Genomic DNA, 25,022 nt, shown 5'->3' on the forward strand with positions numbered 1-25,022 from the left:
GGCGGGTCATTTGCCGCGCCACACCCAGAACAGCAGGCCCAGCGCCAGGCTGACGATCAGCGATGTGGTGAGCGGGAAGTAGAGGCGGAAGCCGTCGCGCTCGATGATGATATCGCCCGGAAGACGCCCGAGCCCGCTCTTCTGCAGCCACGGCCACGCGAGCCCCAGCACGACCAGCACGACACCCAGCGTGATCAGCAACCGTGACATGCGGGATCCACGGCGTCCGGTCCGGGTCAGCCTCAGGTCAGCGTGCGCACGCCGTCCGGTGTGCCGAGCAGGAGGACATCCGCCGGGCGGCGCGCGAACAGGCCGTTGGTAACCACGCCGACCAGGTTGTTGATATCGGCCTCGAGCCGGCCGGCGTCCAGGATCTGCAGGCCGTGCACGTCGAGAATCACATTGCCGTTGTCGGTGACGAACTTGTCGCGCAGCACCGGGCGGCCGCCCAGCTTGACGAGCTCGCGCGCGACATAGCTGCGCGCCATCGGTATCACCTCGATCGGCAACGGGAATTTGCCCAGCACGTCGACCAGCTTGGAGTCGTCCGCCACGCAGATGAATTTGCGGCTGGCGGCCGCGACGATCTTCTCGCGCGTGAGCGCGCCGCCGCCGCCCTTGATGAGCTGCAGGTGGCGGTTGCTCTCGTCGGCGCCGTCGACGTAGACCGGAATCTCGTCGACCGCGTTCAGATCGAGCACCGGGATGCCATGGCCCTTGAGGCGCGCAGCCGAGGCCTCGGAACTCGCCACGGTGCCATCGATCCTGTGTTTGATGCGGGCCAGCGCGTCGATGAAGAAGTTCGCGGTGGAGCCCGTCCCCACGCCGACTACGGCGCCCGCTTCGATGTATTCGAGGGCGGCCTCGGCGGCCTGTTTCTTCTGTTCGTCGCGCGTCATCGCAGGTCCTCGTCAATGGGTGTTTTCAGATGATACCGATCCGCAGTCGCGCTGTCATGGGCGTCGCCGGGCGCACGCCCTTCGGCTCGGACCTAGGCAGGAGGTTGCTTAATTGATACTTTATGCCGATGCCCAAAGACTATCTCACCCGTATTTTAAAGGCGCAGGTCTACGATGTGGCCCGCGAAACCCCGCTCGATCCGATGCCATCGCTGTCCAAGCGCACGAAAAATACCGTACTGCTCAAACGCGAAGACCTGCAGCCGGTGTTCTCGTTCAAGCTGCGCGGCGCATATAACAAGCTTGCCAGGCTGGTTGCCGGCGGGCACCGGGGCGGCGTGATTGCCGCCTCGGCGGGCAATCATGCGCAGGGCGTCGCGCTGGCGTCGCGCAAGCTCGGCATCAAGGCCTTGATCGTGATGCCGGCCACCACCCCGGCAATCAAGATCGACGCCGTGCGCAGTTTCGGCGCGCGCATCGTGCTGCACGGCGACACCTACGACGAGGCCTGTGCCCATGCGTACGGGCTTGCCGCCGCGCAGGACCTGACGTTCATCCATCCCTACGACGATCCGGACGTCATCGCCGGCCAGGGCACCATCGCCCAGGAGCTGTTGCGCCGCGATCCCGACCTCATTCACGCGATCTTTGTCCCGGTCGGCGGCGGTGGCCTGATCGCGGGCGTTGCCGCCTACGTTAAGACGCTTTATCCGCGCATCAAGGTGATCGGGGTGGAGCCGGACGACGCCCCGTCCATGCATCACGCACTCAGGCAGGGGCGCCGCGTGCGGCTCGCCCAGGTGGGCATCTTCGCGGACGGCGTGGCGGTGCATCAGGTCGGCAAGGAACCTTTCCGCATCGCCCGCAAGTGCGTCGACGAGGTACTGCTGGTGTCCACCGATGAGATCTGCGCGGCCATCAAGGACATCTTCGACGACACCCGCTCCATCGCTGAGCCGGCCGGCGCCCTGGCCGTGGCCGGATTGAAAAAATACGTTGAGCGTGAAGGACTAAGCAATATGCGCCTGATCGCCATCGATAGCGGCGCCAACATCAATTTCGACCGTCTGCGCCATGTGTCGGAACGTGCCGACGTCGGTGAGCGGCGCGAGGCGCTGCTGGCGGTGACGATCCCCGAGCAGCCGGGCAGTTTCCTGAATTTCTGCCGTGTGATCGGCCGACGCAATGTCACCGAATTCAATTATCGCTATGCCGATGCCAGCCGGGCGCACGTGTTCGCGGGCATCGATGTGGCGCGCGCGGGCGAGGGTCGGCAGGCCATCATCCGCCTGCTGCGCGAGCACGGCTATCCGGTGACGGACATGACCGACAACGAGATGGCCAAGCTGCATGTGCGTTATATGGTCGGTGGACGTACGCAGGGGCTCAAGGACGAGGTGCTCTACCGTTTCGAGTTCCCGGAGCGGCCGGGCGCACTGCTGGAATTTCTCAGTTGCATCGGCCGGCGCTGGAACATCAGCCTGTTTCATTACCGCAATCACGGCGCCGCCTACGGTCGCGTGCTGGTGGGCGTGCAGGTGCCGGCGCGCGACAAGCCGGAACTGCAAACCTTTCTCGACAACCTCGGTTACAAGTATTGGGAGGAGAGCGACAACCCGGTGTACAAGCTGTTCCTCGAGGGGTACTGAAGCGCCGCCGGCGTTCACCGCGCGGTAACTCCGGAAAGCAAAAAGGCCCGTAAATACGGGCCTTTTTGCTTTCTCAGGGGCACGGGCCCCGTGATAGAGAGCCCGTGCCTGTCCTGATGTTACTTACTTCTTCTTTGCTGCTGCCTTTCTCTTCTTCTTGGGAGCGGCCTTCTTCTTCGCCGCTTTCTTCTTGGGGGCGGCTTTCTTCTTGGTGCCCGCTTTCTTCTTCGCTACTGCCTTCTTCTTGGTTACTGTTTTCTTCTTGGCTGCTGCTTTCTTAGTGGCCATTGACAATCCTCCAAGTGTTAAACGCAAGTGTAGTATAAACATCTTTGCACATAATGCTAGTCTCTCGTGCAAAATTTTGCATTCGACTCTGTGTATCGACGTTCGCGAAGTAATCTTGAGTTCGCATCGAATTTATTTCCGGCGACGCGCGTGCGCGGGTGCGAACGATCGCTCGACAGCAGTCTTCAGCGCATGAGATTCACCGCGGAATGCAGTGCTTCGCATGTGTCGCGCAGGCTTTCGCTGCCGGGTGAAAGCGTTTGATCACTGGAGAGAATCGTCTCGCGCGCCGCGATGCAAGCATTACCCGCCGGCGCGCAGCGAACGGCGTGCGAGACAGCCGGCGACTATTCGAGCGCGAGGATCGCGCTCCATTGCTCCGGAGTTACCGGCATGACGGAAAGCCGGTTGCCGCGCCCGAGCAGCGGCATGCCCGCCAGCGCGGGGCATGCTTTCAGTTCCGGCAGGCTGATGATGCGCTTGAATGCGCGTCGCAGCCGCACGTCCACCATGTACCAGCGCGGCGTATCCGGTGTCGAGGCGGGATCATGGTAGGGGCTGGCGGGGTCCAGGGCGGTGTTGTCTGGATAGCCTTCGCACACGATCTCGATGATCCCGGCGATGCCGGGTACGGCGCAGCTGGAGTGGTAGAAAAAGGCGAGATCGCCGCGCCGCATGCCGTCCCGCAGATAGTTCCGCGCCTGGTAATTGCGCACGCCGTCCCAGTGCTCCATGCGGCCGGGCCGCCGCGCCAGGTCGCCGATGGAAAACACATCGGGTTCCGATTTGAGCAGCCAGTGATTCATCGTGAGCTTCGTGCCCCTGGCGGCGTATTCCGGAACACATGCCGGCGCTCGTCGCTGAAGCAGCCGTCGAGCGCGACGTCCCAGCCGGCGGCGTGCAGACGGTCCACCTGCTGGAACTCGAAGGCGAGTCCGTACAGGTGCGGTCGGCGCCACAGGCGACGATGGCGGAGGAACGCCAGGCTGCGGTCATAATAGCCGCCGCCCATGCCGAGGCGGTTGCCACGGCGGTCGAAGGCGACGAGGGGCGCGAGTATCAGGTCGAGCGCACCCGCCCGCACCCGCCCGCGCACCGCGCGCGCGGGCTCGGGGATGCCGAAGCGATTGGTTTGCAGTGCGTCGCCGGCGCGATAGGGCGTAAACCAGAGCCGGTTCGATCCGAGGGTGTCGAGTACCGGCAGGTAACACTGCTTGCGCATGGTCCGGGCGCGCCGCAGCAGCGGGCGCGGATCCATCTCGCCGTCGTTGGGCAGATACAGACCGATACGCCTGCTGTTGCGGAAGACGTGGCTGGCGGCGGCGATGCGCGTCATGCGCCGGGCCGCCGCACGGCGGTCGGCCGCGCTCAGCCGGCGGCGCCTGTCCCTGAGTTCCCGGCGGATGCGCGCGCGTTCGGACACGGTTGAAACAGTGGGTGGAAGCAGGGTCGAGGCCGGTGTGCGCGGAAAAGGTGTAAGGGGGCATCCTCCGCAGGCGCCGTTGCGAACTTTCGCCCTTGAACCAATGGTTCAGGTGGGGACGTCGGCGACATCACAGGCTTTCCGCCGCTGGCGGACATGCACAAAGATATCGACACTCAGTCCCCCGGGCTTAGTAATAGGCTCAAGAGTAGTACAGGTTCGCTAACGAACGTCGCAGGGGATACCCGAAACCCATCATCCGCCACTCCGGCTTAAAATTCAATCTGCCGGTTCTTGTCGAGCACCTGTTCGACGCGGTTTTGCAGGGCGAGCAGTTTGGGCGCCACCTGGCGGTCGTAATCCGCAATGCCGGCGCGGTACTGCAGCAGTTCATGGACGATGTTGAGGCTCGCCATGACGGAAATGCGGTCGATGCCGACCACCTTGCCGGATTCGCGCACCTCCCGCATCTTGCCATTGAGATACTGGGCCGAGCGCTGCAGCGCCTCCCGTTCCTCATCCGGGCAGGCGATGCGGAACTCCTTGTCGAGGATATTGATGGTGATCGCGACCGGGTCGGATTTCATAGCTCGACTTCCAGGGTCTTGAGCCGCGAGATCATGGCCTCGATCTTGGCGCGCGACAAGTCGTTCTTGTCGGTCAGGCGGGTCTGGGTCACCTGCAGCTGGGCATGGGCGGCCTTGAGCCGGTTGTTTTCCTCGCGCAGGCGCTCGCACAGCTTGATGAGCTCCTCGATGCGGAGCGTCAGCAGGTCGAGATCGAGTTTTTGCGGGGAGTTGATCTGTTTCGAAGTCATATCGGGCACTATAGATCGGAGCCTTCCGACGGTCAATGGTCGCCGGACGCCCCGGTGCGCGAAGGCATCGCCTGTGCGGGGGTTTTTCTTTATCATTGGCATACGGTGTCCGCTCCGCGTCGTTGGGCGGGCCGGCGGCGATTCTGTTCATTTTTCAAAATCATGTGCAAGGTATGACGGGTTAGCTTATGGATTGGTCGCTGGTCAATGCCGCCTTGCGTCGGCTGGGGGTCGCCACCGACGCCGCGGAAAGCCACGGCGTCCTGTGCGGGCTGTTGTGCGCGCGCGGGCCCGCCGCGGAGGACGCATGGATGGCCCTGGTGCGCGAGGAACGGGCGGCCGATTCGGCCGAGCCGGCCGGTGCGGAGGCGTGGACGGAGCTTACGCGCCTGTACCGCGAGACGCTCGGCCAGTTGCGCGATGAGGAGTTCGCCTTCTCCCTGCTGCTGCCGGACGATACCCAGCCCCTGCAGTTGCGCGCGGAGGCGATGACGGAATGGTGCCAGGGATTCCTGTACGGTCTCGCGGCCGGCGGGGTGGAAGACACCAATGTGCTGCCCGAGGAGGTGCGGGAGATCACCGAGGACATCGTGGAGATATCCAGCGCATCCACAGACGACGATGAAGGCGAGCCCGGCGAGGCGGCGTACGCGGAATTGATAGAATACCTGCGCGTCGGCGTCATCCTGGTGTTCGAGACGCTGGAGGCCGAGCGCGCCGGGGCAGGCGACGACAGGGTGATACATTGAAGCCATGAGCAAACCGAAGAGTACAGATGTTAGAGAATTCGCCCGCCGGCGCCGGCGGCTCATGCAGATGATGGGTCGCGACAGCATCGCCATTCTGCCCACCGCCCCGGTTGTGCTGCGCAACCGCGATGTCGAGTATCCCTACCGCCCGGAGAGCGACTTCTATTACCTGACCGGTTTCGAGGAGCCGGCGTCCGTCGCGGTGCTGGTGCCAGGACGCAGCGGCGGCGAGTTCATCCTGTTCTGCCGGGAACGCGACCCCAAGATGGAACTCTGGACCGGTCCGCGCCACGGCCCGGAGGGCGTGCGCGTTCATTTCGGCGCGGACGAGGCGCATCCCGTCGATGCGATCGACGATCTCCTGCCCGGACTGCTCGAAAATCGCGCCAAGGTGTATTACACGATGGGCAGCAATCCGGATTTCGATCAGCGCATCACGGAATGGCTGAAGGTCATCCGGCGCAAGTCGCGCGCCGGGGTTCATCCGCCCGACGAGATCGTCTCGCTGGAGCACCTGCTGCACGAGATGCGCCTGTTCAAGAGCCGCGACGAGGTGGCCACCATGCGTCGTGCGGCCGAGATCTCGGCCGAGGCGCACTGCCGCGCCATGCGGGCGTGCCGGCCGGGCATGCTGGAGTACCAGCTGGAGGCAGAACTCTCCCATGAGTTTATCCGCCGCGGTGCGCGCAGCCACGCCTATCCGCCCATCATAGGCGGCGGGCCCAACGCCTGCATCCTGCACTACACCGACAATGATGCCGTGCTCGCCGACGGCGATCTCGTGCTGATCGACGCCGGCGCCGAGTACCGCGGCTACGCCGCCGACATCACGCGCACCTTCCCGGTCAACGGCCGTTTCAGTCCGGCCCAGCGCGCCGTCTATGAACTGGTGCTCGCGGCGCAGCACGCGGCCATCGCCAAGGTGCGGCCGGGTAACCACTGGAACGACCCGCATGATGCCGCCGTGCGTGTGTTGACCCAGGGCCTGGTCAGGCTTGGACTGCTGAAGGGGGACGCACGCACGCTGATCAGGAAGCGCGCCTATCAGCGCTTCTTCATGCACCGCACCGGGCACTGGCTCGGCATGGACGTGCACGACGTCGGCGATTACAAGATCGGAGACAGCTGGCGCCTGCTCGAGCCGGGCATGGTGCTGACCGTCGAGCCCGGTCTGTACATCCCCGCCGGCAGCAAGGGGGTGGCGAAGAAGTGGTGGAACATCGGTGTGCGCATCGAGGATGACGTACTGGTGACGCGCGGCGGCAGCGAGGTGCTCACCCACGGCGTACCCAAGACCGTGGCCGAGATCGAGTCCCTGATGGCGGCCTGAACGGCATGGCCGACACATCCGACCGGACAGCGGGCGATTTCGACGTCCTGATCGTGGGCGGAGGCATGGTCGGCGCCAGCCTCGCCTGTGCCCTCGCGCGCCGCCCCCTGCGCATCGGTGTGGTCGAATCCGTCCCCTTCGGTGCCACCGCGCAACCCAGTTACGACGACCGTTCCATCGCGCTCGCCTACGGCACGCGGCGCATCTTCGAGGGCATGGGGCTGTGGCGGGAGATCTCTGCCGCGGCGGCCCCGATCGAGCAGATCCACGTCTCCGACCGCGGCCATTTCGGCGCCGCGCGCATGCGCGCCGCGGCGTACGGCTTCGACGCACTCGGCTACGTGGCCGAGAGCCGCGCGCTGGGCCGGGTCTTCTCCGCGACGCTGGCCGCGCTCCCGCAGGCCGAACTGATCAGTCCGGCGCGGGTCAGCGCGATGGAGGCCGCACCCGACCACGTGCGCGTGCGTATCGAACAGGGCGGCGCGACGCGCACCGTGACGACCCGCCTCCTGGTCGGGGCAGACGGCGCCGAGTCGGGCGTGCGGCGCTGGAGCGGCATCGGCGTGCAGCGTGCGGAATACGGCCAGAGCGCGATCATCGCCAACCTGACGCCGGAAAGGCCGCACCGCAACATCGCCTATGAGCGCTTCACCGACAGCGGGCCGCTCGCCCTGCTCCCCATGAGAGACGAACGCTGCGCGCTGGTGTGGACCGTGCGCACGGAGCAGTGCGCGGCCGTCGAGGCGCTCCCCGACGGGGAATTCCTCGCGCGGCTCCAGGCGCGCCTGGGCATGCGCCTCGGCCGCCTGCTGCGCGTCGGCGCACGCGCCTCCTACCCGCTCGCGCTGGTCCGCGCGCACCGCTACTCCGCGGCGCGGCTGGCCCTGATCGGCAACGCGGCGCACACCCTGCATCCGATCGCGGGCCAGGGTTTCAACCTGGGACTGCGCGACGTTGCCGCGCTGGCCGAAGTGGTGTGCGATGCCGCGGCGACGGGAGGCGATATCGGTGGTCGTGCCGTGCTTGCCCGGTACGAGGATTGGCGCCGGCGCGACCAGGAGCATGTGCTGCGCGTGACCGACGGCCTGGTGCGCCTGTTCTCCAACGACTTCGCACCGCTGGTGCTGGCGCGCAACGCCGGCATGGTGCTGGTCGATCTGCTGCCGCCGGTGAAGCGCGCGCTGATGCGCCGCGCCATGGGTCTCGCCGGCCGCCAGCCGCGCCTCGCGCGCGGCCTGCCGCTGTGACGGCCGCGGCGACGGAGCTGGGCTGCGACGTCGCGATCGTCGGCGCCGGCATGGTCGGCGCGACGCTGGCCTGCTGTCTGGCCGAGGGCGGGCTGCGCGTCGCCCTGGTGGAGGCCGCTCCGCCGCCGGCGGACTGGCCCGCCGATTCGGTGGATGTGCGCGTCTCCGCGCTCACCGCGGCCTCGCGGCAGATCTTCCGCCGGATCGGCGCCTGGCGAGCGATGGTCGAACTCGGCGTCAGCCCGTTCGACCGCATGCTGGTATGGGATGCGGGTGGCGCCGGCTCGATCCGGTTCGACTGCGCCGAGATCGGCGAGCCGCATCTCGGCCACATCGTGGAAAACCGCGTCATCCAGCGCACGCTGCTGGAGCGCGCGCGCGAATTCGGCAATGTTACTCTGCACTGTCCGGCCGGACTCGCGACCCTGACACCGATGGAGGCATCGATTCGCATCGAATTGTCAGACGCCACCGCGTTCGACGCGCGCCTGGTGGTCGGCGCTGACGGTGCCGCCTCACGCGTGCGGCAGCTCGCCGGTATCGGCACGCGCGGATGGAGTTACGCCCAGGAGGCGCTGGTCGCCACCGTGGCGACGGAGCTGCCGCACCAGGAGACGGCATGGCAGCGCTTTCTCCCGCAGGGTCCGCTCGCCTTCCTGCCGCTGCGCGACGGCCGCAGCTCGATCGTGTGGTCGACGGAACCGGCGCAGGCGCAGGAGCTGCTGCGGCTTGCCGAGGAGGAGTTCATGGAGCGGCTCGCCGCCGCTTTCGAGTATCGCCTCGGCCGCATCACCGCGGCGGGCGGCCGCGGTGCGTTCCCGCTCCGCCTGCAGCACGCCGCCAGTTACATCGCGCCGCGCGCGGCGCTGATCGGCGATGCCGCGCACATCATCCATCCGCTGGCGGGGCAGGGTGTCAACCTCGGCCTGCTCGACGCGGCCGCGCTCGCCGAGGCGGTGCTCGACGCGGCGGCGGCAGGCGCGGACATCGGCGCGCCGCGCGTGCTGCGGCGCTATGAGCGCTGGCGCAAGGGCGATAATCTGCAGATGATGCTGGCGATGGACGGGTTCAAGCGCCTGTTCGGATCCGCCGCGCCGCTGTTGTGCATCGCCCGCAACCTCGGTCTCGACCTCGCCGACGCCGCCGCACCGCTCAAGCATGCGATCATCCGCCGCGCCATGGGACTGCGCGGCGACCTCCCGCGGCTGGCCCGCCAGGCGTACATCTGATTACTCGGGGACGGATTTTAAGTCCGTCCCCGGTCCTTGTCGATCATCGCACGGAGTCAGGCGCGCTACGATGGGACAGAGTTCAATCTGTCCCCGGCCCCTATATACGATGGCACGACGTCACTGCGGCGTGACGATACGGTTTTCGACCCGTCTCCGGTCCTTGTTCCGAACGAGAAAGTCTAGGAAGAAGCCGATGTCCGCGTGCGCAGATGCCGATCGAGCGCGGCCAGGCGTTCCGGTGTACCGATATCCATCCAGCCGCCTGTGTACAGTTCGCCGCTGACCGCGCCGCGCGCGGCCGCCGCGCGCAGCAGCGGCGCGAGTGGGAATGCCCCGGGCCTGCATGAATCAAACAACTCGGGCCGGTACAGTCCGATGCCGCTGAAGGTGTAGCGCGCCTCCGACCCGTTGCCGACGCGGCCATCGTCGAGGGTGAAATCCCCCGCAGTATGATGGTCGGGATTGGGCACCAGCACGAGATGCGCCAGTGCGCGCGGCGCCTGTGGCAGGCGCGCGAACGGATACTCGGTCCAGATGTCGGCGTTCACCACGAGGAACGGCCCGGGGCCGAGCAGCGGCAGGGCGTGGTAGATACCGCCCCCGGTCTCCAGTCCGCGCGCCCCTTCGGGCGAATACACGATGCGCACACCGTAGCGCGCGCCGTCGCCGAGGCGGGATTCGATCTGCGCGCCGAGATGCGCGTGGTTGATGACGATGTCGGTGATGCCGGAACGCGCCAGCGCGTGCAGGTGGAATTCGATCAGGCTGTGGCCGCCCGCTTCGAGCAGCGGTTTCGGGACCGCGTCGGTGAGGGGGCGCATGCGCTCGCCACGCCCCGCGGCGAGGAGCAGCGCCTTCATCGCGCGCTCCTCCGCCCGGTGCGCGCCGCTTCAGGCGAAATTTTCCGCCTTCTGCTCACGTCCGAACAGGGCCTTAACGGCTGCATGCGGGTCCTTGCCCTCATGCAGCACACGGTACACCTCGGTGACGATGGGCATTTCGATCCCCTGCGCGCGCGCGAGCACGGCGACCTCGCGCGCGGTCTCGACACCCTCGATCACCTGGCCGATCTCGGCGCCCGCCTGTGCGAGGGTCCGGCCGCGCCCGAGCGCGAGCCCGAGACGGCGGTTGCGCGACTGGTCATCGGTACAGGTGAGCACCAGGTCGCCGAGGCCGGCGAGACCCATGAAGGTTTCGCGGCGGCCACCCAGCGCGACCCCGAGGCGCATGATCTCGGTGAGTCCGCGCGTCACCAGCGCCGCGCGCGTGTTGGCGCCGAAGCCGAGTCCATCGGCGATGCCGGCTGCGATTGCCAGCACGTTCTTGACCGCGCCGCCGATCTCGACCCCGACGATGTCGGTGGAGGTGTAGACACGGAAATACTCGTTATGGAGCCGGCGGCTGAGCGAGGCGGCGAATACCGCATCGTTCGCCGCCACGGTCACGGCCGTCGGCAGGCCGCGCGCTACCTCCGCAGCGAAGGTCGGACCCGAGATCACCGCGAGCGGAGGCCGGGCGGGAAATTCGTCGCCGATCAGCTCGTGCAGCAGCCGGCCGCGGCCGGGCTCGAGGCCCTTGGTCCCCCACGCCAGACGCACATCCTCCGGCCGGTGCTGTTTCACCATCTGTATTACGGACCGGAATGCGGCACTGGGCGCGGCGATGAGCACGTCCCGCGCGCGCGCCAGCGCCGCGGCGCAGTCGGGTGCGATCTCGAGACGGTCCGGAAAGGGGATGCCGGGGAGAAAGGCATCGTTCCGGCGGCGGCGTGCCAGTTCCGCGAGCTGCACCGCATCATTGCCCCAGAGCAGCACCGGGTTGCCGTTACCGGCCAGCAGGATGGCGAGCGCCGTCCCCCACGATCCGGCGCCGATCACGAGGATTGGGGCGGCGTTGTCCTCGGCCATGTCGTTGCGCCGCGCGACCCCGCTCAGTGCCCGGACTGGGGCTGCGCGGTCTTCTGCTGCTGTACCTGCACGGCCTTCATGTGCTGCGCGTACAGCAGCTCGAAATTCACCGGCGCCAGCAGCAGCTGCGGGAAACCGCCCTTGACCACCAGGCTGGAGACCGCTTCGCGGACGAAGGGAAACAGCAGATTGGGGCAGTAGCTGCCCAGCAGTTCGCGCAGCTCTTCCTCCTGCAGGCCCTTGATAAAGAACTGGCCGGCCTGGTGCACCTCGACCAGATAGGCGACCTTTTCGTCGAGCTTGGAGGTGACGGTGATCGACAGGATGGTTTCATAGATGTCCTCGCCGACCGCGGCGCTCCGGTTGCTCAGGCTGACGTCAACCTCGGGCGCCCATTTCTTCTCGTCCTGAAATATCTGCGGGGAATTCGGGGTCTCGAAGGAGATGTCCTTGGTGTAGATCTTTTTGATGGCGAACTGCTTGGGGTTTGCATCCGACATGGAGGATTCCTCGGTGATTTTCCACAATAATCCGGTGCTGGCGCCCGGTCTTCGAGTCCGGCTACCTTAACATGTTACCCGGCGTCGTTCTATCTAGGCCCGGTTCAAGGGCAGACCGGCGCTCTCCCAGGCCAGAATGCCGCCGGAGAGCTTGACGACGGTGGCGAAGTCCTTTTTGCGCAACAGCGCACTGGCGCGCGCGGCGCGCGAACCGGTGCGGCAGTACACGATGACCGGCCGGCCGCGCCATGCCTCGAGTTCACCGATACGGTCCTCCAGCGCGGCCAGCGGTACATTGACGGAGTTGAGGATATGGCCGGCGGAAAACTCCGCGGGTTCCCGCACGTCCAGCACGGCCGCGTTCTGGTGATTGATCATCTCGACGGCCTCGGCCGGCTTGATCTCCTTGAAACCGAGCAGGCGGTCCTTCGTGACGCTCGCCGCCAGCAGGGACAGGATGATCACGAGCGAGAGAAACAGCAGCCAGTGGTTGAGGATAAAGTCGCCTATCTGATCCATGTGGAGAACGATCCGTTGTCGGGTCCGTCCCGGCCGGGACGGAAATGGCAGATAGCTTAGTCGATCTCGTCCGGTGCAGCTACCCGCCCGGCCCCGCCGCGCGCGGTCCGCGGGGCGTTCCATTGAAGTGGCACTTGTATAATAATGTGCGTTTTTTCAAACAGATTATTGCCTTTGGTTCATCCGCCTATATATAGTCGGGTAGGAATCAGGTTAAACCCGGTCTAAATCGGAGCCATGAACGCACACACGAAACGCCCCCGGCCACTGGCCCTGATCATTCTCGACGGCTGGGGTTACAGCGAGGATCCGCACGACAACGCCATCCACGCCGCGCGCAAGCCCAACTGGGATCGCCTGTGGCGGGACTATCCGCACGGACTGATCCAGGGTTCCGGCAACTACGTGGGTCTGCCCGCCGACCAGATGGGCAACTCCGAAGTCGGCCACCTCAACATGGGCGCCGGCCGGGTGGTGTACCAGGAGATCACGCGCATCGATCGCGCGATTTCCACCGGCGAATTCCGGGCCAACCCGGTGATCAATGCCGCACTCGCCAGGGCCGCAGATACCGGCCGTACGGTACACATCCTCGGACTGCTGTCACCCGGCGGTGTACACAGCCATCAGGAGCACCTGTACGCAATGATCCGCCTGGCGGTCGAGCGCGTGGGCGCGCGGGTCTGCCTGCACGCCTTCCTTGACGGCCGCGATACTCCGCCGAAAAGCGCAGACGCCTATCTGGAGGCGGTCGAGCGGGTATTCGACGCCGCCGGTGGCGGGCGCGTGGCCTCGATCGTCGGGCGCTATTACGCGATGGACCGCGACCGGCGCTGGGAGCGTACGCAACAGGCCTACGACCTGATCGCCGCGGGCCGCGCCGGGTACAGTTCCGAGTCGGCGCGCCAGGCGCTGGAACAGGCTTACGCGCGCGGCGAAGCCGACGAATTCGTCAAGCCCACGCTGGTGGTGCCGCGCGGCGGGCAGCCGGCGCGGGTCGAGGACGGCGACGTCATCCTGTTCATGAATTTCCGCTCCGACCGCGCGCGCCAGCTTACGCGCGCCTTCTGCGACCCGGGCTTCGACGGTTTCGAGCGTGCGGTGCGGCCGCGCCTGGGCGAGTTTGTCACCCTCACCGAGTACAGCAAGGATTTCGACGTCCCGGTCGCCTTTCCCGCCTCGTCCATCAGCAACAGTTTCGGAGAGTACGTCGCCGGGCTCGGGCTGTGCCAGCTGCGCATCGCGGAGACCGAGAAATACGCCCACGTCACCTTCTTCTTCAACGGCGGGGAGGAGCGCGAGTTTCCGGGCGAAGAGCGCATCCTGGTGCCCTCGCCGAAGGTGGCCACCTATGACCTGAAGCCCGAGATGAGCGCGGGCGAGGTTACCGACAGGCTGGTCGCCGCCATCGAGAGCGGGCGCTTCGACGTCATCGTCTGCAACTATGCCAACGCCGACATGGTCGGGCACACGGGCAACCTCCCCGCCGCGGTGCGCGCGATCGAGACCATCGACGGCTGTCTCGGACAGGTGTACGACGCCCTGCGCAAGGCCGGCGGCGAGATGATCGTGACCGCAGATCACGGCAACGCCGAGCGCATGAGCGACGAGTCCACCGGCCAGGCGCATACGGCGCATACCTCCAATCCGGTGCCGTTCATCTACGTCGGCCGTCCGGCGCGCATCGTGCACGAAGGGGCGCTGTCCGATATCGCGCCCACCATGCTCTACCTGATGGGCATACAACCGCCCGCCGAGATGAGCGGCCGCACCATGGTGGAACTCGCAGCGCCTTGAGATTATAGTGCGGGGTGATGCGCACGCCTTCAGTCGCCGCCACATCCTCCGCAGGCACGCCCCGTCCCGCTTGTCACCGCCGGCGCACGCCGGTCTCCGCGCTGTGCGCGTTGATGGTGCTGCTGTTGTGCGGCACGTCGCCTGTGTCCGTCGTGGCGCCGGTTTCCGCCGGAGCGGCGGCCGGGACGGAGGAAAAGGACAAGGCCGACAAGCTGGAGGCATTGCGGCGGACGATCCGGGAACTGCGCACCTCGCTCGACAAGGCGCGCGGCCGGCATGCTGAACTGCGTACCCAGCTGCGCTCCGCCGAGGTGACCATCGGGAGTCTCAGCCAGTCGCTCAAAAAGCTGGACAAGGAGCTGAAGCAGAAGAGCGCGGAACTGCGCGGCCTGCGCGCCCGCCGCGACGAGGCGGCCGCAGCGCTCGAGCAGCAGCGCAGGGTCCTGGCGCAGCAGATCCTCGCCGGCTACGCGATGGGACGGGAAGGACACCTGAAGATCATCCTCAGCCAGCAGGAACCGGCCGCCATCGGCCGCATGCTGACCTATTACGACTATTTCAACCGCGCGCGCGCGGCCCGCATCGAGGAGATCGACCGCAGGCTCGCCGAGATCGGCGTGCTCGAGCATGCCATCGCCCAGCAGGCGGAAACGCTGGAGCAGCTGCACGGCGAGCAGTCCCGGCAGCTCCAGGCCCTGCGTGACTCGCGCAGCTCGCGCCGCCAGGTCCTGGCCAAGCTCGGCGGCGAGATCAAGACCAAGCAACAGAAGCTCGAGACCCTGCTGCAGGACGAGCGCAACCTGTCGGAGCTGCTCATCAAGCTGCGCCGGGCGCTGGCGGAGATCCCGGCGGACAGTCCTCCCGGCCCGGGCGACGCCGCGCCCTTCGCCAGCCACAAGGGCAAGCTGTCCTGGCCTGCGCGCGGCAAGATCACCACGCGCTACGGCTCCGCGCGCCAGATGGGTTCGCTGACCTGGCGCGGCGTCGTGATCGGCGCCGAGGAGGGGGGCGAGGTCAAGGCCATCTATCGCGGGCGCATCGCGTTCGCCGACTGGCTGCGCGGCTTCGGACTGCTCATCATCGTCGACCACGGCGACGGCTACATGAGCCTGTACGGGCACAACCAGAGCCTCGCCAAGGGCGTCGGCGACTGGGTCGAGCGCGGGGAAACGATCGCGGCGGTGGGCAACAGCGGCGGCCAGGATTCGGCCGGACTCTATTTTGAAATCCGCCACAACGGTGTGCCGGACAACCCTTTGCGCTGGTGCCGTGCCGATACCCGTTGAAGCCGGTATTATTTCCGGTCAATAGTGGCCTTTTCTGCTAAAGTATTCCACGGATTCGTTTCGCCGCGGGGGCGGCCGATACGGTGGTCATGGAGGTAGTGAAATGAAAGTCGAAGCGCGTTACGTGCTGATCCTGGCCATCGGGTTGATACTGGGCGTGTCGCTCACCATCGGCCATGGCGTGTTCGCGGAGCGCGAGGCGCCCGCGCCGCTGCCGCTCAAGGAGCTGCGCACGTTCACCGACGTGTTCGCCAACATCAAGAACAACTACGTCGAGCCCGTCGACGACAAGGAACTGATCGACAACGCGGTGCGCGGCATGCTGGGCGGACTGGACCCGCACTCCGCCTACCTCGACGCCGAATCCTACGAGGAGCTCCAGGTCGGCACCACCGGCGAGTTCGGCGGCCTCGGCATCGAGGTCGGCATGGAGAACGGATTCGTCAAGGTCATCGCGCCGATCGACGACACTCCGGCGGAGCGCGCCGGCGTCGAGGCCGGCGACCTGATCATCCGTCTCGACGACACCCCGGTGAAGGGCATGAGCCTCAAGGAAGCGGTCGACATGATGCGCGGCAAGCCGGACACGTCGATCACGCTCACCATCGTGCGCGAAGGGCACGACAAGCCGATCAAGGCCGTCATCACGCGCGCCGTCATAAAGGTGAAGAGCGTGAAGAGCCGGATGCTGGCGCCCGGTTTCGGCTATCTCCGCATCACCCAGTTCCAGTCCGCCACCGGCGAGACCCTGGTCGAGGCCGTCGCCAGCCTGAAGAAGGACAATCAAGGACCCCTCAAGGGCCTCGTGCTCGATCTGCGCAACAACCCCGGCGGCGTGCTCAACGCCGCCGTGGACGTGTCTGACGCATTCCTGGACAAGGGGCTGGTGGTCTACACCGAGGGGCGCACCGAGGATTCGCGGGTGGAATTCCCCGCCACGCCCGGCGACCTGCTCAACGGCGCCCCGATCGTGGTGCTGGTGAACGTGGGTTCCGCCTCGGCCAGCGAGATCGTGGCCGGCGCGCTGCAGGACCACAAGCGGGCGATCATCATGGGCGACAAGACCTTCGGCAAGGGCTCGGTGCAGACCGTGCTGCCGATGAGCGATGGCAGCGCCCTCAAGCTCACGACTGCGCGTTACTATACGCCGTCCGGCCGTTCGATCCAGGCCGAGGGCATCGTGCCCGACATCCAGCTCGAGAACGTCAGGCTCGCGGCGGTGGAGGAACCCGAGTTCGCGGCCATCAAGGAGGCCGACCTGAGCCGTCACCTGGTCAACGGCGACGACACGAAATCGGAGGAGTCCGCTCCCGTGACGCCGGCGGCGGAGCCCGCAGGCGAGCAGAAGAAGGAAAGCCTCGCCAATGAGGACTACCAGCTTTACGAGGCGCTTAACCTGCTCAAGGGCCTGACCATCCTCAAGCATGCCCAATAATGCGGACCGCGACGAGACGAGCGCGGCATGGAGCATGGAGATGCACGACAGCATGAGCGAGGTTTGTTGAAACCCGCCACCTTAATCGCCGCTACCTTCCTGTTCCCGTTCGCCTGCCTCATCGGCGGGGCGGCGGCGGACGAGGCCCCCCGCCGCCCCCCTGCGGTGAGCATCATCATCGACGACCTGGGTAACCGCCTGGGTGCCGGCATGCGCACCGTGGAACTGCCCGGCGCCGTAACCTGTTCCTTTCTGCCCAACACCCCGCACGCACGGCGCCTCGCGACACAGGCGCACGAGGCCGGCAAGGAGATCATGCTGCATCTGCCGATGCAGGCGATCGAGGCCCCGCTGCACGACGATGGCGGTCTGGTGGCGACGATGACGCGGCGCGAATTCCTGCGCACGGTGCGCCGCGATCTGCTCGCCGTGCCTCATGTCAGCGGGGTCAACAATCACATGGGCAGCCTGCTGACCCAGTTCCGCGGCCACATGGAATGGCTGATGGAGGAGCTGCGTCACTACGAAGGCCTGTACTTCGTCGACAGCTTCACCTCGCTGCTGAGCGTGGCGCACAAGGTGGCGGCCGAGCAAAGGGTGCCGACCGTGCGGCGCGACGTCTTTCTCGACGACGTGGTGGACGAGGCCGCCATCGCGCGACAATTCGACCAGCTGATCGCCGTGGCGCAGCGCAAGGGCACGGCGGTCGCCATCGGTCATCCGCATCCGCAGACGCTGGCCTTCCTGGAGGCGAACCTCGGGCGCCTGCGCGAGGCCGGCATCGAACTGCTGCCGGTTTCCCAGCTTATCCGCTACCGCCGTTTTCTGGATGAGGAGGGGCGCACGGTGCTTGCATCGAGAAACCTGTCGCCCGCGGCCGACGCCGAATATCCGGCGCGTCTGATCAGCAACGCCAACTGATTTCGATCGGGGGGCAGTCTTAAGTCTGTCACCTGTCATTCACAACTCTGTCCCCCTGTCGTTTGAACGGGGACAGATTTAAAATCAGTCCCCGTCACCGCCGCAGGAGGCCATCATGGCGAGCGTTCTGGTTCCGCTGGCGCAGGGCTGCGAGGAACTCGAGGCCGTAACGGTCATCGATCTGCTGCGCCGCGCCGGCATCGAGGTGGTCACCGCCGGCCTGGACGATGGCCCCGTGCGCGCGAGCCGCGGCACCCGCCTGCTTCCGGACACGACGCTGGACGAGGCGGGACGGCGCGACTACGACATGATCGTGCTGCCGGGCGGCCTGCCCGGCGCAGACCACCTGCGTGACGACGCGCGCGTCATCGCCCTGCTGCAGCGCATGGCCGCCGCGGGGAAATATATCGCTGCCATCTGTGCCGCGCCCAAGGTGCTCGCGGCCGCGGGCCTGCTCGACGGCCGCCGCGCCACCGCATACCCGGGCACGCTGGACGGACTGGATGTCCCGCGGCTTGAATTGTTGCAAGAAGCGGTGGTGCGCGACGGGCACGTCATCACCTCGCGCGGTCCGGGTACCGCACTGGATTTTGCGCTGCAGTTGATCGAGATCCTGGCCGGACGCGAGACACGAGACCGGGTCGAGGCGGGCCTGCAGCGGGTCGGTTAAGACGGGGACCGATTGGAAAATCGGTCCCCGGTGATCGAGTAAAATTCACCTGCCTCCGTTATTTTTTACTCCCGCCCCGCCCCCAGCCAGACCCACAGCAGCATGACGGCGCCGAGCGCGCCGCTCAGCAGTCCGGCGAGATGATATGCCCCGCTGTTCCCGCCGAGCAGTATTGCGGCACAGACCAGCAGTCCGCTGCCGGAGACCGCCGCCACGGTGCGCCGGTTGGCGCGCCGGACCGCGCCGCGCAACTCATCGAGCTGGGGCGAACGCCATTCCAGAGCCAGTTTCTCCTCGTGCAGTCGCTTCAGGGTGTCGTATGCCAGATCGGGCAGCTGCGCGAGCCTGCCCAGCCAGGTCGGGAGGCGCGTCTTCACCGTCTCGAACAGGGCATAGGCGCCCGCATGTACGACCATCCAGCGCTCGAGGAAGGGCTTCGCCGTGTGCCACAGGTCGAGATCCGGATACAGCTGCCGGCCCAGACCCTCGATGTTGAGCAGGGTCTTCTGCAGCAGCACCAGCTGCGGCTGCACCACCATGTTGAAGCGGCGCGCGGTCTGGAACAGGTGCAGCAGCAGGCGGCCGAACGAGATGTCCTTCAGCGGGCGTTCGAAGATCGGTTCGCACACCGTGCGGATCGCGGCCTCGAACTCGTCGATGCGGGTGCCGGCCGGCACCCAGCCGGATTCCACGTGCAGCTCCGCCACGCGGCGGTAGTCGCGGTTGAAGAAGGCGAGAAAGTTTTCCGCCAGATAGCGCTGGTCCCTCCGGGCTCAGCGTACCCATGATGCCGAAGTCGACCGCGATGTAGCGCCCCTCGGGGGAGACGAAGATGTTGCCGGGGTGCATGTCGGCATGGAAGAAGTTGTGGCTGAACACCTGCGTGAAGAAGATCTCGACGCCGCGCTCCGACAAAGCCTTGAGGTCGACGCCCGCGCGCCGCAGGGCGTCGATGTCGCTGATCGGGATTCCGGAGATGCGTTCCATCACCATGACGTTGGGACGGGTCTGCGGCCAGAATACCTCGGGGACGTAGAGCAGGGGCGATTCCACGAAGTTGCGCCGCAGCTGCGAGGCGTTGGCCGCCTCGCGCACGAGGTCGAGCTCGTCCAGGATGGTCTTCTCGTACTCGGCCACCACCTCGCGCGGGCGCAGCCGGCGTCCTTCCGCCCAGTAGCGCTCGGCGAGGTCCGCCAGCGTGTGCAGCAGTCCGATATCGCGCCGGATGACCTTGCGGATGCCGGGGCGAACCACCTTGACGATCACGGAGCGGCCGTCTGGCAGCGTTGCGCCGTGCACCTGGGCGATCGAGGCGGAGGCGATCGGCGTCTCGTCGAAGGAGGCGAACACGGCGCCGAGCGGCTGCCCGTAGGCGCGCTCGATCAGTTCGCGCGCGACCGCGCCGGGGAACGGCGCGACGTCGTCCTGCAGGCGGGCGAACTCGTCGGCGATGTCGTCCGGCAGCAGGTCGCGCCGGGTCGAGAGGATCTGGCCGAACTTGACGAACAGGGGGCCGAGCTCCTCCAGCGCCAGGCGCAGGCGCACGGCGCGCGGCGCGCGCGCGCGCCGGAACCAGTTCCACGGCAGCAGGTAGAGCGCGAAGCGGACGGGCCGGAACAGGTGGGTCGCGAACACGATCTCGTCCAGGCCGTGCCTGATGAGCACGCGGTTGATGTGCAGCAGGCGCAGGACCTGGCCCGGGCGGATCCGCATCATGTCGCCTCGCCGCCCCGGTCTTTATCCAGACGGCGCAGCAGCCGCGCGATGCGCTGTTCCAGGCGGTCGGCATCGGTGCGCAGGAGGTCCACCGCGGCGAGGAATTCCTCGACCTCCGCGCGCTGCGGCACAAGGCGGGCCTCCTCGTGCAGATACTCGTCGAGGTTGTCCGCCATGCCGGCGCCGGTCTCGCGCGACCAGCGGCCCAGGCTGCGCGCGATGTTGCCGAGCTTGTGCGCGGCGATGTCGCCGACGAGATGCGAGGCGTGCTCCTCCCAGTCGATATCGATGCCGTCGAGGATGGATTTCAGGCGCCGCCCGATTTCGGTGTCGCCCTCGATGCGCAGGTCGTCGCCGAACAGCTCCCGCCGTCCGCCGCGACCCAGCGCGCCGCGCAGCAGGCCGAGCGGCGTACCCGCGAAGACGGCGTCCGGTGCGCGTTCGAGCGCGGGAGCGAGCTCAATGCCCGCCGTCCCCGGCAGGATATAGAAACTGACATCGAACGGGCGCAGGCGAACCTCGATCGCCTTGCCGGACAGGGCGGCGAGCCGGTCGAGCGTGGACGGATCGAGCCGCAGTCCGCGGTTGAGCGCCGCCTGCAGCGGGGCGAGTACCGTGGTGGTCAGGAGCGTGTTCAGGCTCACGCGTATCGGCCCCGGCGCGCTTCAGAGCTTGTAGCCGCGGTGCAGCGCAACGACGCCGGCGGTGAGATTGAGGTAATCGCAGCGCGCGAAACCTGCGCCCTCCATCAGGGACTTGAGCTCGTCCTGGGGGGGATGCATGCGGATCGATTCGGCCAGATAGCGATAGCTCGCCTCGTCACGGGCCACCAGCCTGCCGATCAGGGGCAGGATCCTGAAGGAGTACTGGTCGTAGAGCTGCGCCACCGGCGCCAGCGTCGGACGCGTGAACTCGAGCACCAGCAGGCGGCCGCCCGGCCGCAGCACCCTGTGCATGGAGGCCAGCGCGGCCGCCTTGTCGGTCACGTTGCGCAGGCCGAAACCGATTATGACGAGATCGAAGCTGTTGTCGGCGAAGGGCAGGCGCTCGGCGTCGGCCTGCACATAGGCGATGTTGCCCGCCACGCCGCGGTCGAGCAGGCGGTCGCGTCCGAGCCCCAGCATCGCCGCGTTGATGTCGGCGGCGATCACCGTGCCGTCGGCCCCGACGCGCGCGGAGAGCTGCCGGCTCAGGTCGCCGGTGCCGGCGGCGATATCGAGCACGCGCTGCCCGGGGCGCACACCGGCGATCTCGATCGTGAAGCGCTTCCACAGCCGGTGCACGCCGAACGACATCAGGTCGTTCATCAGATCGTAGCGCCCGGCGACGGAGTCGAAGACGCCACGGACACGCCCGCTCTTCTCCGCGGCCGGGATCTGCGCGAAGCCGAAGTGGGTATGGCCGGTCTTGTCGGTCGGATGTTTCATGGCCGGGTCTCTCCGCCGGGGGCCGGCGTTAGCTGGATGCCTTGCGTTCATGGCCGGCCTGGCGCAGGCGCTGGAGGTAATCGTCCCACAACTCCTCGCGCCGGGCGCCCAGACGGTAGAGCAGGTCCCATGAGTAGAGTCCGCTGTCATGCCCGTCGTCGAACACCAGCTTGACCGCGTAGGTGCCCACCGGTTCGATCGCCTTGATGTTCACATCCTCCTTGCCGACCTGCAGCACCTCCTGGCCGGGCCCGTGCCCGCGCACCTCGGCGGAGGGGGAGTATACGCGCAGCAGTTCGCAGGGCAGCTCGAAGCGGGCGCCGTCGTCAAAGGCGATCGCGAGCACGCGTGACTTCTGGTGCAGGCGGATCTCGCTCGGCCTGGGCTGCTGTTGCGTCATGTCATCAGTTCCTTGGCGCGGGACATTACAGGATATACCGGCTGAGGTCCTCGTTCTCGACCAGTTTGCCGAGGTGGAGGTCGACATAGGGCGCGTCGATGTGAACCTGCTGGCCGGGCTGGTCCGAAGCCTCGTAGGACAGCGTCTCCATCACCCGCTCCATGACGGTGTGCAGGCGGCGCGCACCGATGTTCTCCGAGCGCTCATTGACCTGCCAGGCGATCTCGGCGAGGCGCGCGATGCCGTCCGCACTGAATTCGACGGTGACGTTCTCGGTGGCGAGCAGCGCCTGGTACTGCTCGGTGAGCGAGGCGTCCGGCTCGGTGAGGATGCGCACGAAGTCCTCCGCCGTCAGCGCGTCGAGTTCGACGCGGATCGGCAGGCGCCCCTGCAGTTCGGGAATCAGGTCCGACGGCTTGCTCAGGTGGAAGGCGCCGGAGGCGATGAACAGGATGTGGTCGCTCTTCACCATGCCGTGCTTGGTGTTGACCGTGCAACCTTCTACCAGCGGCAGCAGGTCGCGCTGCACGCCCTCGCGCGACACGTCCGGCCCGTGGGAGTCGGAGCGGCGGGTGATCTTGTCGATCTCGTCGATGAACACGATGCCGTTCTGTTCCACGCTCTCGAGCGCGCGCGTCTTGATGTCCTCCTCGTTGACCAGTTTGGCGCTCTCCTCGTCGGTGATCAGCTTGAAGGCGTCGCGGATCGGCAGGCGGCGCTTCTTTGTGCGCTGGCCGGCGAGGTTCTGGAACAGCCCCTGCAGCTGGTTGCTCATCTCCTCCATGCCGGGCGGCGCCATGATCTCCACCCCGACGGAGGCCACGCTCAGCTCGACGTCCACCTCCTTGTCATCAAGCTCGCCTTCGCGCAGTTTCTTGCGGAACTTCTGCCGCGTGGCGCCCCCGCCGGATTCAGGGCCGGCCTCGGCCTCGCCGCCGCGCGCCGGGGGCAGCAGAAGATCGAGGATGCGGTCCTCGGCCAGATCCTCGGCGCGGCGGCGCACGCGCCTGATTTCGAGCTCGCGCGTCATCTTGATGGCGACGTCGACGAGGTCGCGCACGATGGACTCGACGTCGCGGCCGACGTAGCCGACCTCGGTGAACTTGCTCGCCTCCACCTTGATGAAGGGGGCGTTGACGAGGCGCGCGACGCGGCGCGCGATCTCGGTCTTGCCGACGCCGGTCGGACCGATCATCAGGATATTTTTCGGCGTGATCTCGTTGCGCAGTTCGCCCGCCACCTGCATGCGCCGCCAGCGGTTGCGCAGCGCGATGGCGACGGCGCGCTTGGCCGCGGCCTGGCCGATGATGTGCTTGTCCAGCTCCTGGACGATCTCGCGAGGGGTCATCTCGGACATAAGGTTTCGCTTCCCGCCGTCAGCCTGCGGCCAGCTCTTCGATGGTGAGGTTTGTGTTTGTGTACACACAGATCTCCGCGGCGATGGTGAGCGACTTCTGCACGATGGCGCGCGCGTCCAGCTCCGAATTCTCCAGCAGCGCGCGCGCGGCGGCGAGCGCGTAGAAGCCGCCCGAGCCGATCGCCATCAGGCTGTGCTCCGGTTCGATGACATCGCCGTTGCCGGAGATGATCAGCGAATCCTTCGCGTCCGCCACCGCGAGCAGGGCCTCCAGCCGGCGCAGCATGCGGTCGGTGCGCCAGTCCTTGGCGAGCTCCACCGCGGAACGGGCGAGGTTGCCCGAGTGTTTTTCCAGCTTGGCCTCGAAGCGCTCGAACAGGGTGAAGGCGTCCGCCGTGCCGCCCGCGAAGCCGGCCAGCACGCGCCCGTTGTACAGGCTGCGCACCTTGCGTGCATTGCCCTTCATGATGGTGGCGCCGAGCGAGACCTGGCCGTCGCCGCCGATCACCACGCGGCCGCCGCGGCGTACCGAGAGGATGGTGGTGCCGTGGTACTGTTCCAAGATCCGTTCCCTGCTGTGAATGGCGGTGGAGCCGGCAATTGTACACCAAGGCGGCGGCGGCCAGAAAATGCGCCCCCCGCGGGCGATCACCCCCAGGATTCACGCGGGCGAGGGCATCCGCGGCTGGGCGCGGCGCGCCATTCGATTATACTGGACCGTCGGAGGCATGCCGCCCGATCCCTGCGCCGGAGGATTCCCATGTTCACGCGCCCCGTCTTTATCGTCGCCGTTCTCGCGGCGGTCATGGCCGCCGTACTGGCCTACGACCGTCACCGGGCCGATCGCGCGGCCGCGCCGCCAGCCGGTGGCGGCGAACTCGTGCGGCCGCACTCGCCGGTGCTCGGTCCCGTCGACGCGCCGGTCACCATCGTCGAATTCTTCGACCCCTCCTGCGAGGCGTGCCGGGCCTTCCATCCGGTCGTGAAGCAGATCCTCGCGATGTTCCCGGGGGACGTGCGCCTGGTCATGAGATACACCCCCTTCCATCAGGGTTCGGACGAGGCGGTGCGGATCATCGAGGCGGCGCGCATGCAGGGACAGTTTGAGCCGGTGCTTGAGGCGCTGCTGGCGCGGCAGGCGGAATGGGCGGTCCACGGCGCGCCCGACCTGGACCAGGCGTGGAACATCGCCGGCGCGGCCGGGCTCGATGTCGGGCGCGCCCGCGGCCAGGCCTCTTCACCCGCGATCGACCTCGTCATGAAGCAGGACATCGCCGACGCCCAGGCCCGCGGCGTGGAGCAGACCCCGACGTTTTTCGTCAACGGAAAGCCGCTGTCGTCGTTCGGTGCGCAGCAACTGCTCGACCTGGTCGGGAGCGAGGTGCGCAGCATCAATCCGGGGGGTTGAGGCAGAAGCCGCTTGCAGCGGATAGAGGCTGCCTGGTAGAGCCAG

General features: G+C 66.9%; 27 protein-coding genes, 1 other RNA gene and 1 pseudogene. 11 read left to right on the forward strand and 18 right to left on the reverse strand.

From position 1 onward, the window contains the following. Positions 1–6: 6 nt before the first annotated feature. Entirely contained in the window at positions 7–210 is a 204-nt protein-coding gene (locus tag IPK65_14065; GenBank protein ID MBK8164212.1) for a DUF2905 domain-containing protein, read from the reverse strand. A 32-nt stretch (positions 211–242) separates the two neighbouring features. Further along, entirely contained in the window at positions 243–899 is a 657-nt protein-coding gene (gene rpiA, locus IPK65_14070) for a ribose-5-phosphate isomerase RpiA (GenBank protein MBK8164213.1), read from the reverse strand. 128 nt (positions 900–1,027) lie between these two features. Between rpiA and ilvA the strand changes: the two genes are divergently transcribed. Next, positions 1,028–2,548 carry a threonine ammonia-lyase, biosynthetic gene (gene ilvA / locus IPK65_14075; protein MBK8164214.1) on the forward strand — a complete coding sequence of 507 codons (1,521 nt, stop codon included), beginning with the start codon at positions 1,028–1,030 and terminating at the stop codon, positions 2,546–2,548. A 123-nt stretch (positions 2,549–2,671) separates the two neighbouring features. Here the strand turns inward: ilvA and IPK65_14080 are convergent, their stop codons facing one another. From IPK65_14080 to IPK65_14105, 6 genes are all read right to left on the reverse strand, one after another. Continuing rightward, the gene (locus IPK65_14080; GenBank protein MBK8164215.1) at positions 2,672–2,836 is read right to left on the reverse strand and encodes a hypothetical protein; all 165 of its coding nucleotides are present in this window, start codon (positions 2,834–2,836) and stop codon (positions 2,672–2,674) included. 347 nt (positions 2,837–3,183) lie between these two features. After that, positions 3,184–3,642, reverse strand: coding sequence for an EVE domain-containing protein (locus IPK65_14085; GenBank protein MBK8164216.1), 459 nt, complete (start codon positions 3,640–3,642; stop codon positions 3,184–3,186). Further along, entirely contained in the window at positions 3,639–4,259 is a 621-nt protein-coding gene (locus IPK65_14090; protein ID MBK8164217.1) for a 5-formyltetrahydrofolate cyclo-ligase, read from the reverse strand. Before IPK65_14090 ends, IPK65_14085 begins: the two co-directional genes overlap by 4 nt. A gap of 60 nt (positions 4,260–4,319) precedes the next feature. Continuing rightward, positions 4,320–4,503: non-coding RNA, 6S RNA (gene ssrS, locus IPK65_14095), on the reverse strand. 28 nt (positions 4,504–4,531) lie between these two features. After that, positions 4,532–4,846 carry a cell division protein ZapA gene (locus IPK65_14100; protein ID MBK8164218.1) on the reverse strand — a complete coding sequence of 105 codons (315 nt, stop codon included), beginning with the start codon at positions 4,844–4,846 and terminating at the stop codon, positions 4,532–4,534. Then, positions 4,843–5,076, reverse strand: a complete 234-nt coding sequence (locus IPK65_14105) for a TIGR02449 family protein (protein ID MBK8164219.1) — start codon at positions 5,074–5,076, stop codon at positions 4,843–4,845. Before IPK65_14105 ends, IPK65_14100 begins: the two co-directional genes overlap by 4 nt. A gap of 188 nt (positions 5,077–5,264) precedes the next feature. Between IPK65_14105 and IPK65_14110 the strand changes: the two genes are divergently transcribed. The 4 genes from IPK65_14110 to IPK65_14125 are packed head-to-tail and all read left to right on the forward strand — an operon-like array spanning position 5,265 to position 9,631. After that, a complete protein-coding gene (locus tag IPK65_14110; GenBank protein ID MBK8164220.1) occupies positions 5,265–5,825 on the forward strand; it encodes a UPF0149 family protein in 561 nt (186 codons plus the stop codon). A 4-nt stretch (positions 5,826–5,829) separates the two neighbouring features. Beyond that, entirely contained in the window at positions 5,830–7,155 is a 1,326-nt protein-coding gene (gene pepP / locus IPK65_14115; protein MBK8164221.1) for a Xaa-Pro aminopeptidase, read from the forward strand. A 5-nt stretch (positions 7,156–7,160) separates the two neighbouring features. Further along, complete coding sequence (gene ubiH, locus IPK65_14120; GenBank protein ID MBK8164222.1) at positions 7,161–8,402, forward strand: 2-octaprenyl-6-methoxyphenyl hydroxylase; 1,242 nt, start codon at positions 7,161–7,163, stop codon at positions 8,400–8,402. Between the two features lie 50 nt (positions 8,403–8,452). Then, positions 8,453–9,631 carry a UbiH/UbiF/VisC/COQ6 family ubiquinone biosynthesis hydroxylase gene (locus IPK65_14125; protein MBK8164223.1) on the forward strand — a complete coding sequence of 393 codons (1,179 nt, stop codon included), beginning with the start codon at positions 8,453–8,455 and terminating at the stop codon, positions 9,629–9,631. Between the two features lie 182 nt (positions 9,632–9,813). Here IPK65_14125 and IPK65_14130 read toward each other — a convergent pair whose 3' ends face one another. The 4 genes from IPK65_14130 to IPK65_14145 all read right to left on the reverse strand — a co-directional run bounded on the left by IPK65_14130 (position 9,814) and on the right by IPK65_14145 (position 12,560). Further along, complete coding sequence (locus IPK65_14130) at positions 9,814–10,494, reverse strand: nucleotidyltransferase family protein (GenBank protein ID MBK8164224.1); 681 nt, start codon at positions 10,492–10,494, stop codon at positions 9,814–9,816. Positions 10,495–10,524: 30 nt separating this feature from the next. Then, positions 10,525–11,541, reverse strand: a complete 1,017-nt coding sequence (locus IPK65_14135) for an NAD(P)-dependent glycerol-3-phosphate dehydrogenase (protein ID MBK8164225.1) — start codon at positions 11,539–11,541, stop codon at positions 10,525–10,527. Positions 11,542–11,564: 23 nt separating this feature from the next. Next, positions 11,565–12,041 carry a protein-export chaperone SecB gene (gene secB / locus IPK65_14140; protein MBK8164226.1) on the reverse strand — a complete coding sequence of 159 codons (477 nt, stop codon included), beginning with the start codon at positions 12,039–12,041 and terminating at the stop codon, positions 11,565–11,567. Between the two features lie 93 nt (positions 12,042–12,134). Beyond that, complete coding sequence (locus tag IPK65_14145; protein MBK8164227.1) at positions 12,135–12,560, reverse strand: rhodanese-like domain-containing protein; 426 nt, start codon at positions 12,558–12,560, stop codon at positions 12,135–12,137. A 237-nt stretch (positions 12,561–12,797) separates the two neighbouring features. On the opposite strand from IPK65_14145, the gene IPK65_14150 reads away from it, so the two are divergent. The 5 genes from IPK65_14150 to IPK65_14170 all read left to right on the forward strand — a co-directional run bounded on the left by IPK65_14150 (position 12,798) and on the right by IPK65_14170 (position 18,669). Then, positions 12,798–14,357: a 2,3-bisphosphoglycerate-independent phosphoglycerate mutase gene (locus IPK65_14150; GenBank protein ID MBK8164228.1), complete on the forward strand. Its 1,560-nt coding sequence runs from the start codon at positions 12,798–12,800 to the stop codon at positions 14,355–14,357. A gap of 17 nt (positions 14,358–14,374) precedes the next feature. Continuing rightward, entirely contained in the window at positions 14,375–15,643 is a 1,269-nt protein-coding gene (locus tag IPK65_14155) for a peptidoglycan DD-metalloendopeptidase family protein (GenBank protein ID MBK8164229.1), read from the forward strand. Positions 15,644–15,746: 103 nt separating this feature from the next. Beyond that, complete coding sequence (locus IPK65_14160; protein MBK8164230.1) at positions 15,747–17,078, forward strand: S41 family peptidase; 1,332 nt, start codon at positions 15,747–15,749, stop codon at positions 17,076–17,078. Positions 17,079–17,144: 66 nt separating this feature from the next. Then, the gene (locus IPK65_14165) at positions 17,145–17,999 is read left to right on the forward strand and encodes a divergent polysaccharide deacetylase family protein (protein MBK8164231.1); all 855 of its coding nucleotides are present in this window, start codon (positions 17,145–17,147) and stop codon (positions 17,997–17,999) included. A 115-nt stretch (positions 18,000–18,114) separates the two neighbouring features. Then, on the forward strand, positions 18,115–18,669 hold the full coding sequence (locus IPK65_14170) for a DJ-1/PfpI family protein (protein ID MBK8164232.1): 555 nt from the start codon (positions 18,115–18,117) through the stop codon (positions 18,667–18,669). A gap of 65 nt (positions 18,670–18,734) precedes the next feature. Here the strand turns inward: IPK65_14170 and ubiB are convergent. From ubiB to hslV, 6 genes and pseudogenes are all read right to left on the reverse strand, one after another. Then, positions 18,735–20,382: pseudogene (gene ubiB, locus IPK65_14175) on the reverse strand (ubiquinone biosynthesis regulatory protein kinase UbiB). Then, positions 20,382–21,029 carry an SCP2 sterol-binding domain-containing protein gene (locus IPK65_14180; protein ID MBK8164233.1) on the reverse strand — a complete coding sequence of 216 codons (648 nt, stop codon included), beginning with the start codon at positions 21,027–21,029 and terminating at the stop codon, positions 20,382–20,384. Before IPK65_14180 ends, ubiB begins: the two are co-directional and overlap by 1 nt. Before the next feature lie 21 nt (positions 21,030–21,050). Next, positions 21,051–21,812 (reverse strand): bifunctional demethylmenaquinone methyltransferase/2-methoxy-6-polyprenyl-1,4-benzoquinol methylase UbiE, encoded by a 762-nt coding sequence (gene ubiE, locus IPK65_14185; protein ID MBK8164234.1) that lies wholly within the window; start codon positions 21,810–21,812, stop codon positions 21,051–21,053. Between the two features lie 28 nt (positions 21,813–21,840). Further along, positions 21,841–22,212 (reverse strand): DUF971 domain-containing protein, encoded by a 372-nt coding sequence (locus IPK65_14190; protein MBK8164235.1) that lies wholly within the window; start codon positions 22,210–22,212, stop codon positions 21,841–21,843. 25 nt (positions 22,213–22,237) lie between these two features. Next, a complete protein-coding gene (hslU, locus tag IPK65_14195) occupies positions 22,238–23,569 on the reverse strand; it encodes an ATP-dependent protease ATPase subunit HslU (GenBank protein MBK8164236.1) in 1,332 nt (443 codons plus the stop codon). 19 nt (positions 23,570–23,588) lie between these two features. Continuing rightward, entirely contained in the window at positions 23,589–24,131 is a 543-nt protein-coding gene (gene hslV / locus IPK65_14200; GenBank protein ID MBK8164237.1) for an ATP-dependent protease subunit HslV, read from the reverse strand. A gap of 198 nt (positions 24,132–24,329) precedes the next feature. On the opposite strand from hslV, the gene IPK65_14205 reads away from it, so the two are divergent. Then, positions 24,330–24,977 (forward strand): thioredoxin domain-containing protein, encoded by a 648-nt coding sequence (locus IPK65_14205; GenBank protein MBK8164238.1) that lies wholly within the window; start codon positions 24,330–24,332, stop codon positions 24,975–24,977. The last annotated feature ends 45 nt before the right edge of the window (positions 24,978–25,022 follow it).

The sequence above is a fragment of the Gammaproteobacteria bacterium genome (assembly GCA_016712635.1).
Classification (GTDB): Bacteria; Pseudomonadota; Gammaproteobacteria; order SZUA-140; family SZUA-140; genus JADJWH01.

Coding starts and splice junctions, on each gene's coding strand:
- IPK65_14085 (MBK8164216.1), bottom strand. CDS start 3,642: ATGAATCACTGGCTGCTCAAATCGGAACCCGATGTGTTTTCCATCGGC.
- IPK65_14125 (MBK8164223.1), top strand. CDS start 8,453: ATGGTCGGCGCGACGCTGGCCTGCTGTCTGGCCGAGGGCGGGCTGCGC.
- IPK65_14190 (MBK8164235.1), bottom strand. CDS start 22,212: ATGACGCAACAGCAGCCCAGGCCGAGCGAGATCCGCCTGCACCAGAAG.
- IPK65_14110 (MBK8164220.1), top strand. CDS start 5,265: ATGGATTGGTCGCTGGTCAATGCCGCCTTGCGTCGGCTGGGGGTCGCC.
- ubiH (MBK8164222.1), top strand. CDS start 7,161: ATGGCCGACACATCCGACCGGACAGCGGGCGATTTCGACGTCCTGATC.
- IPK65_14170 (MBK8164232.1), top strand. CDS start 18,115: ATGGCGAGCGTTCTGGTTCCGCTGGCGCAGGGCTGCGAGGAACTCGAG.
- IPK65_14100 (MBK8164218.1), bottom strand. CDS start 4,846: ATGAAATCCGACCCGGTCGCGATCACCATCAATATCCTCGACAAGGAG.
- secB (MBK8164226.1), bottom strand. CDS start 12,041: ATGTCGGATGCAAACCCCAAGCAGTTCGCCATCAAAAAGATCTACACC.
- IPK65_14145 (MBK8164227.1), bottom strand. CDS start 12,560: ATGGATCAGATAGGCGACTTTATCCTCAACCACTGGCTGCTGTTTCTC.
- ilvA (MBK8164214.1), top strand. CDS start 1,028: ATGCCCAAAGACTATCTCACCCGTATTTTAAAGGCGCAGGTCTACGAT.
- ubiE (MBK8164234.1), bottom strand. CDS start 21,812: ATGAAACATCCGACCGACAAGACCGGCCATACCCACTTCGGCTTCGCG.
- IPK65_14130 (MBK8164224.1), bottom strand. CDS start 10,494: ATGAAGGCGCTGCTCCTCGCCGCGGGGCGTGGCGAGCGCATGCGCCCC.
- IPK65_14065 (MBK8164212.1), bottom strand. CDS start 210: ATGTCACGGTTGCTGATCACGCTGGGTGTCGTGCTGGTCGTGCTGGGG.
- IPK65_14150 (MBK8164228.1), top strand. CDS start 12,798: ATGAACGCACACACGAAACGCCCCCGGCCACTGGCCCTGATCATTCTC.
- IPK65_14155 (MBK8164229.1), top strand. CDS start 14,375: ATGCGCACGCCTTCAGTCGCCGCCACATCCTCCGCAGGCACGCCCCGT.
- rpiA (MBK8164213.1), bottom strand. CDS start 899: ATGACGCGCGACGAACAGAAGAAACAGGCCGCCGAGGCCGCCCTCGAA.
- IPK65_14080 (MBK8164215.1), bottom strand. CDS start 2,836: ATGGCCACTAAGAAAGCAGCAGCCAAGAAGAAAACAGTAACCAAGAAG.
- IPK65_14205 (MBK8164238.1), top strand. CDS start 24,330: ATGTTCACGCGCCCCGTCTTTATCGTCGCCGTTCTCGCGGCGGTCATG.
- pepP (MBK8164221.1), top strand. CDS start 5,830: ATGAGCAAACCGAAGAGTACAGATGTTAGAGAATTCGCCCGCCGGCGC.
- IPK65_14105 (MBK8164219.1), bottom strand. CDS start 5,076: ATGACTTCGAAACAGATCAACTCCCCGCAAAAACTCGATCTCGACCTG.
- hslU (MBK8164236.1), bottom strand. CDS start 23,569: ATGTCCGAGATGACCCCTCGCGAGATCGTCCAGGAGCTGGACAAGCAC.
- IPK65_14135 (MBK8164225.1), bottom strand. CDS start 11,541: ATGGCCGAGGACAACGCCGCCCCAATCCTCGTGATCGGCGCCGGATCG.
- IPK65_14160 (MBK8164230.1), top strand. CDS start 15,747: ATGAAAGTCGAAGCGCGTTACGTGCTGATCCTGGCCATCGGGTTGATA.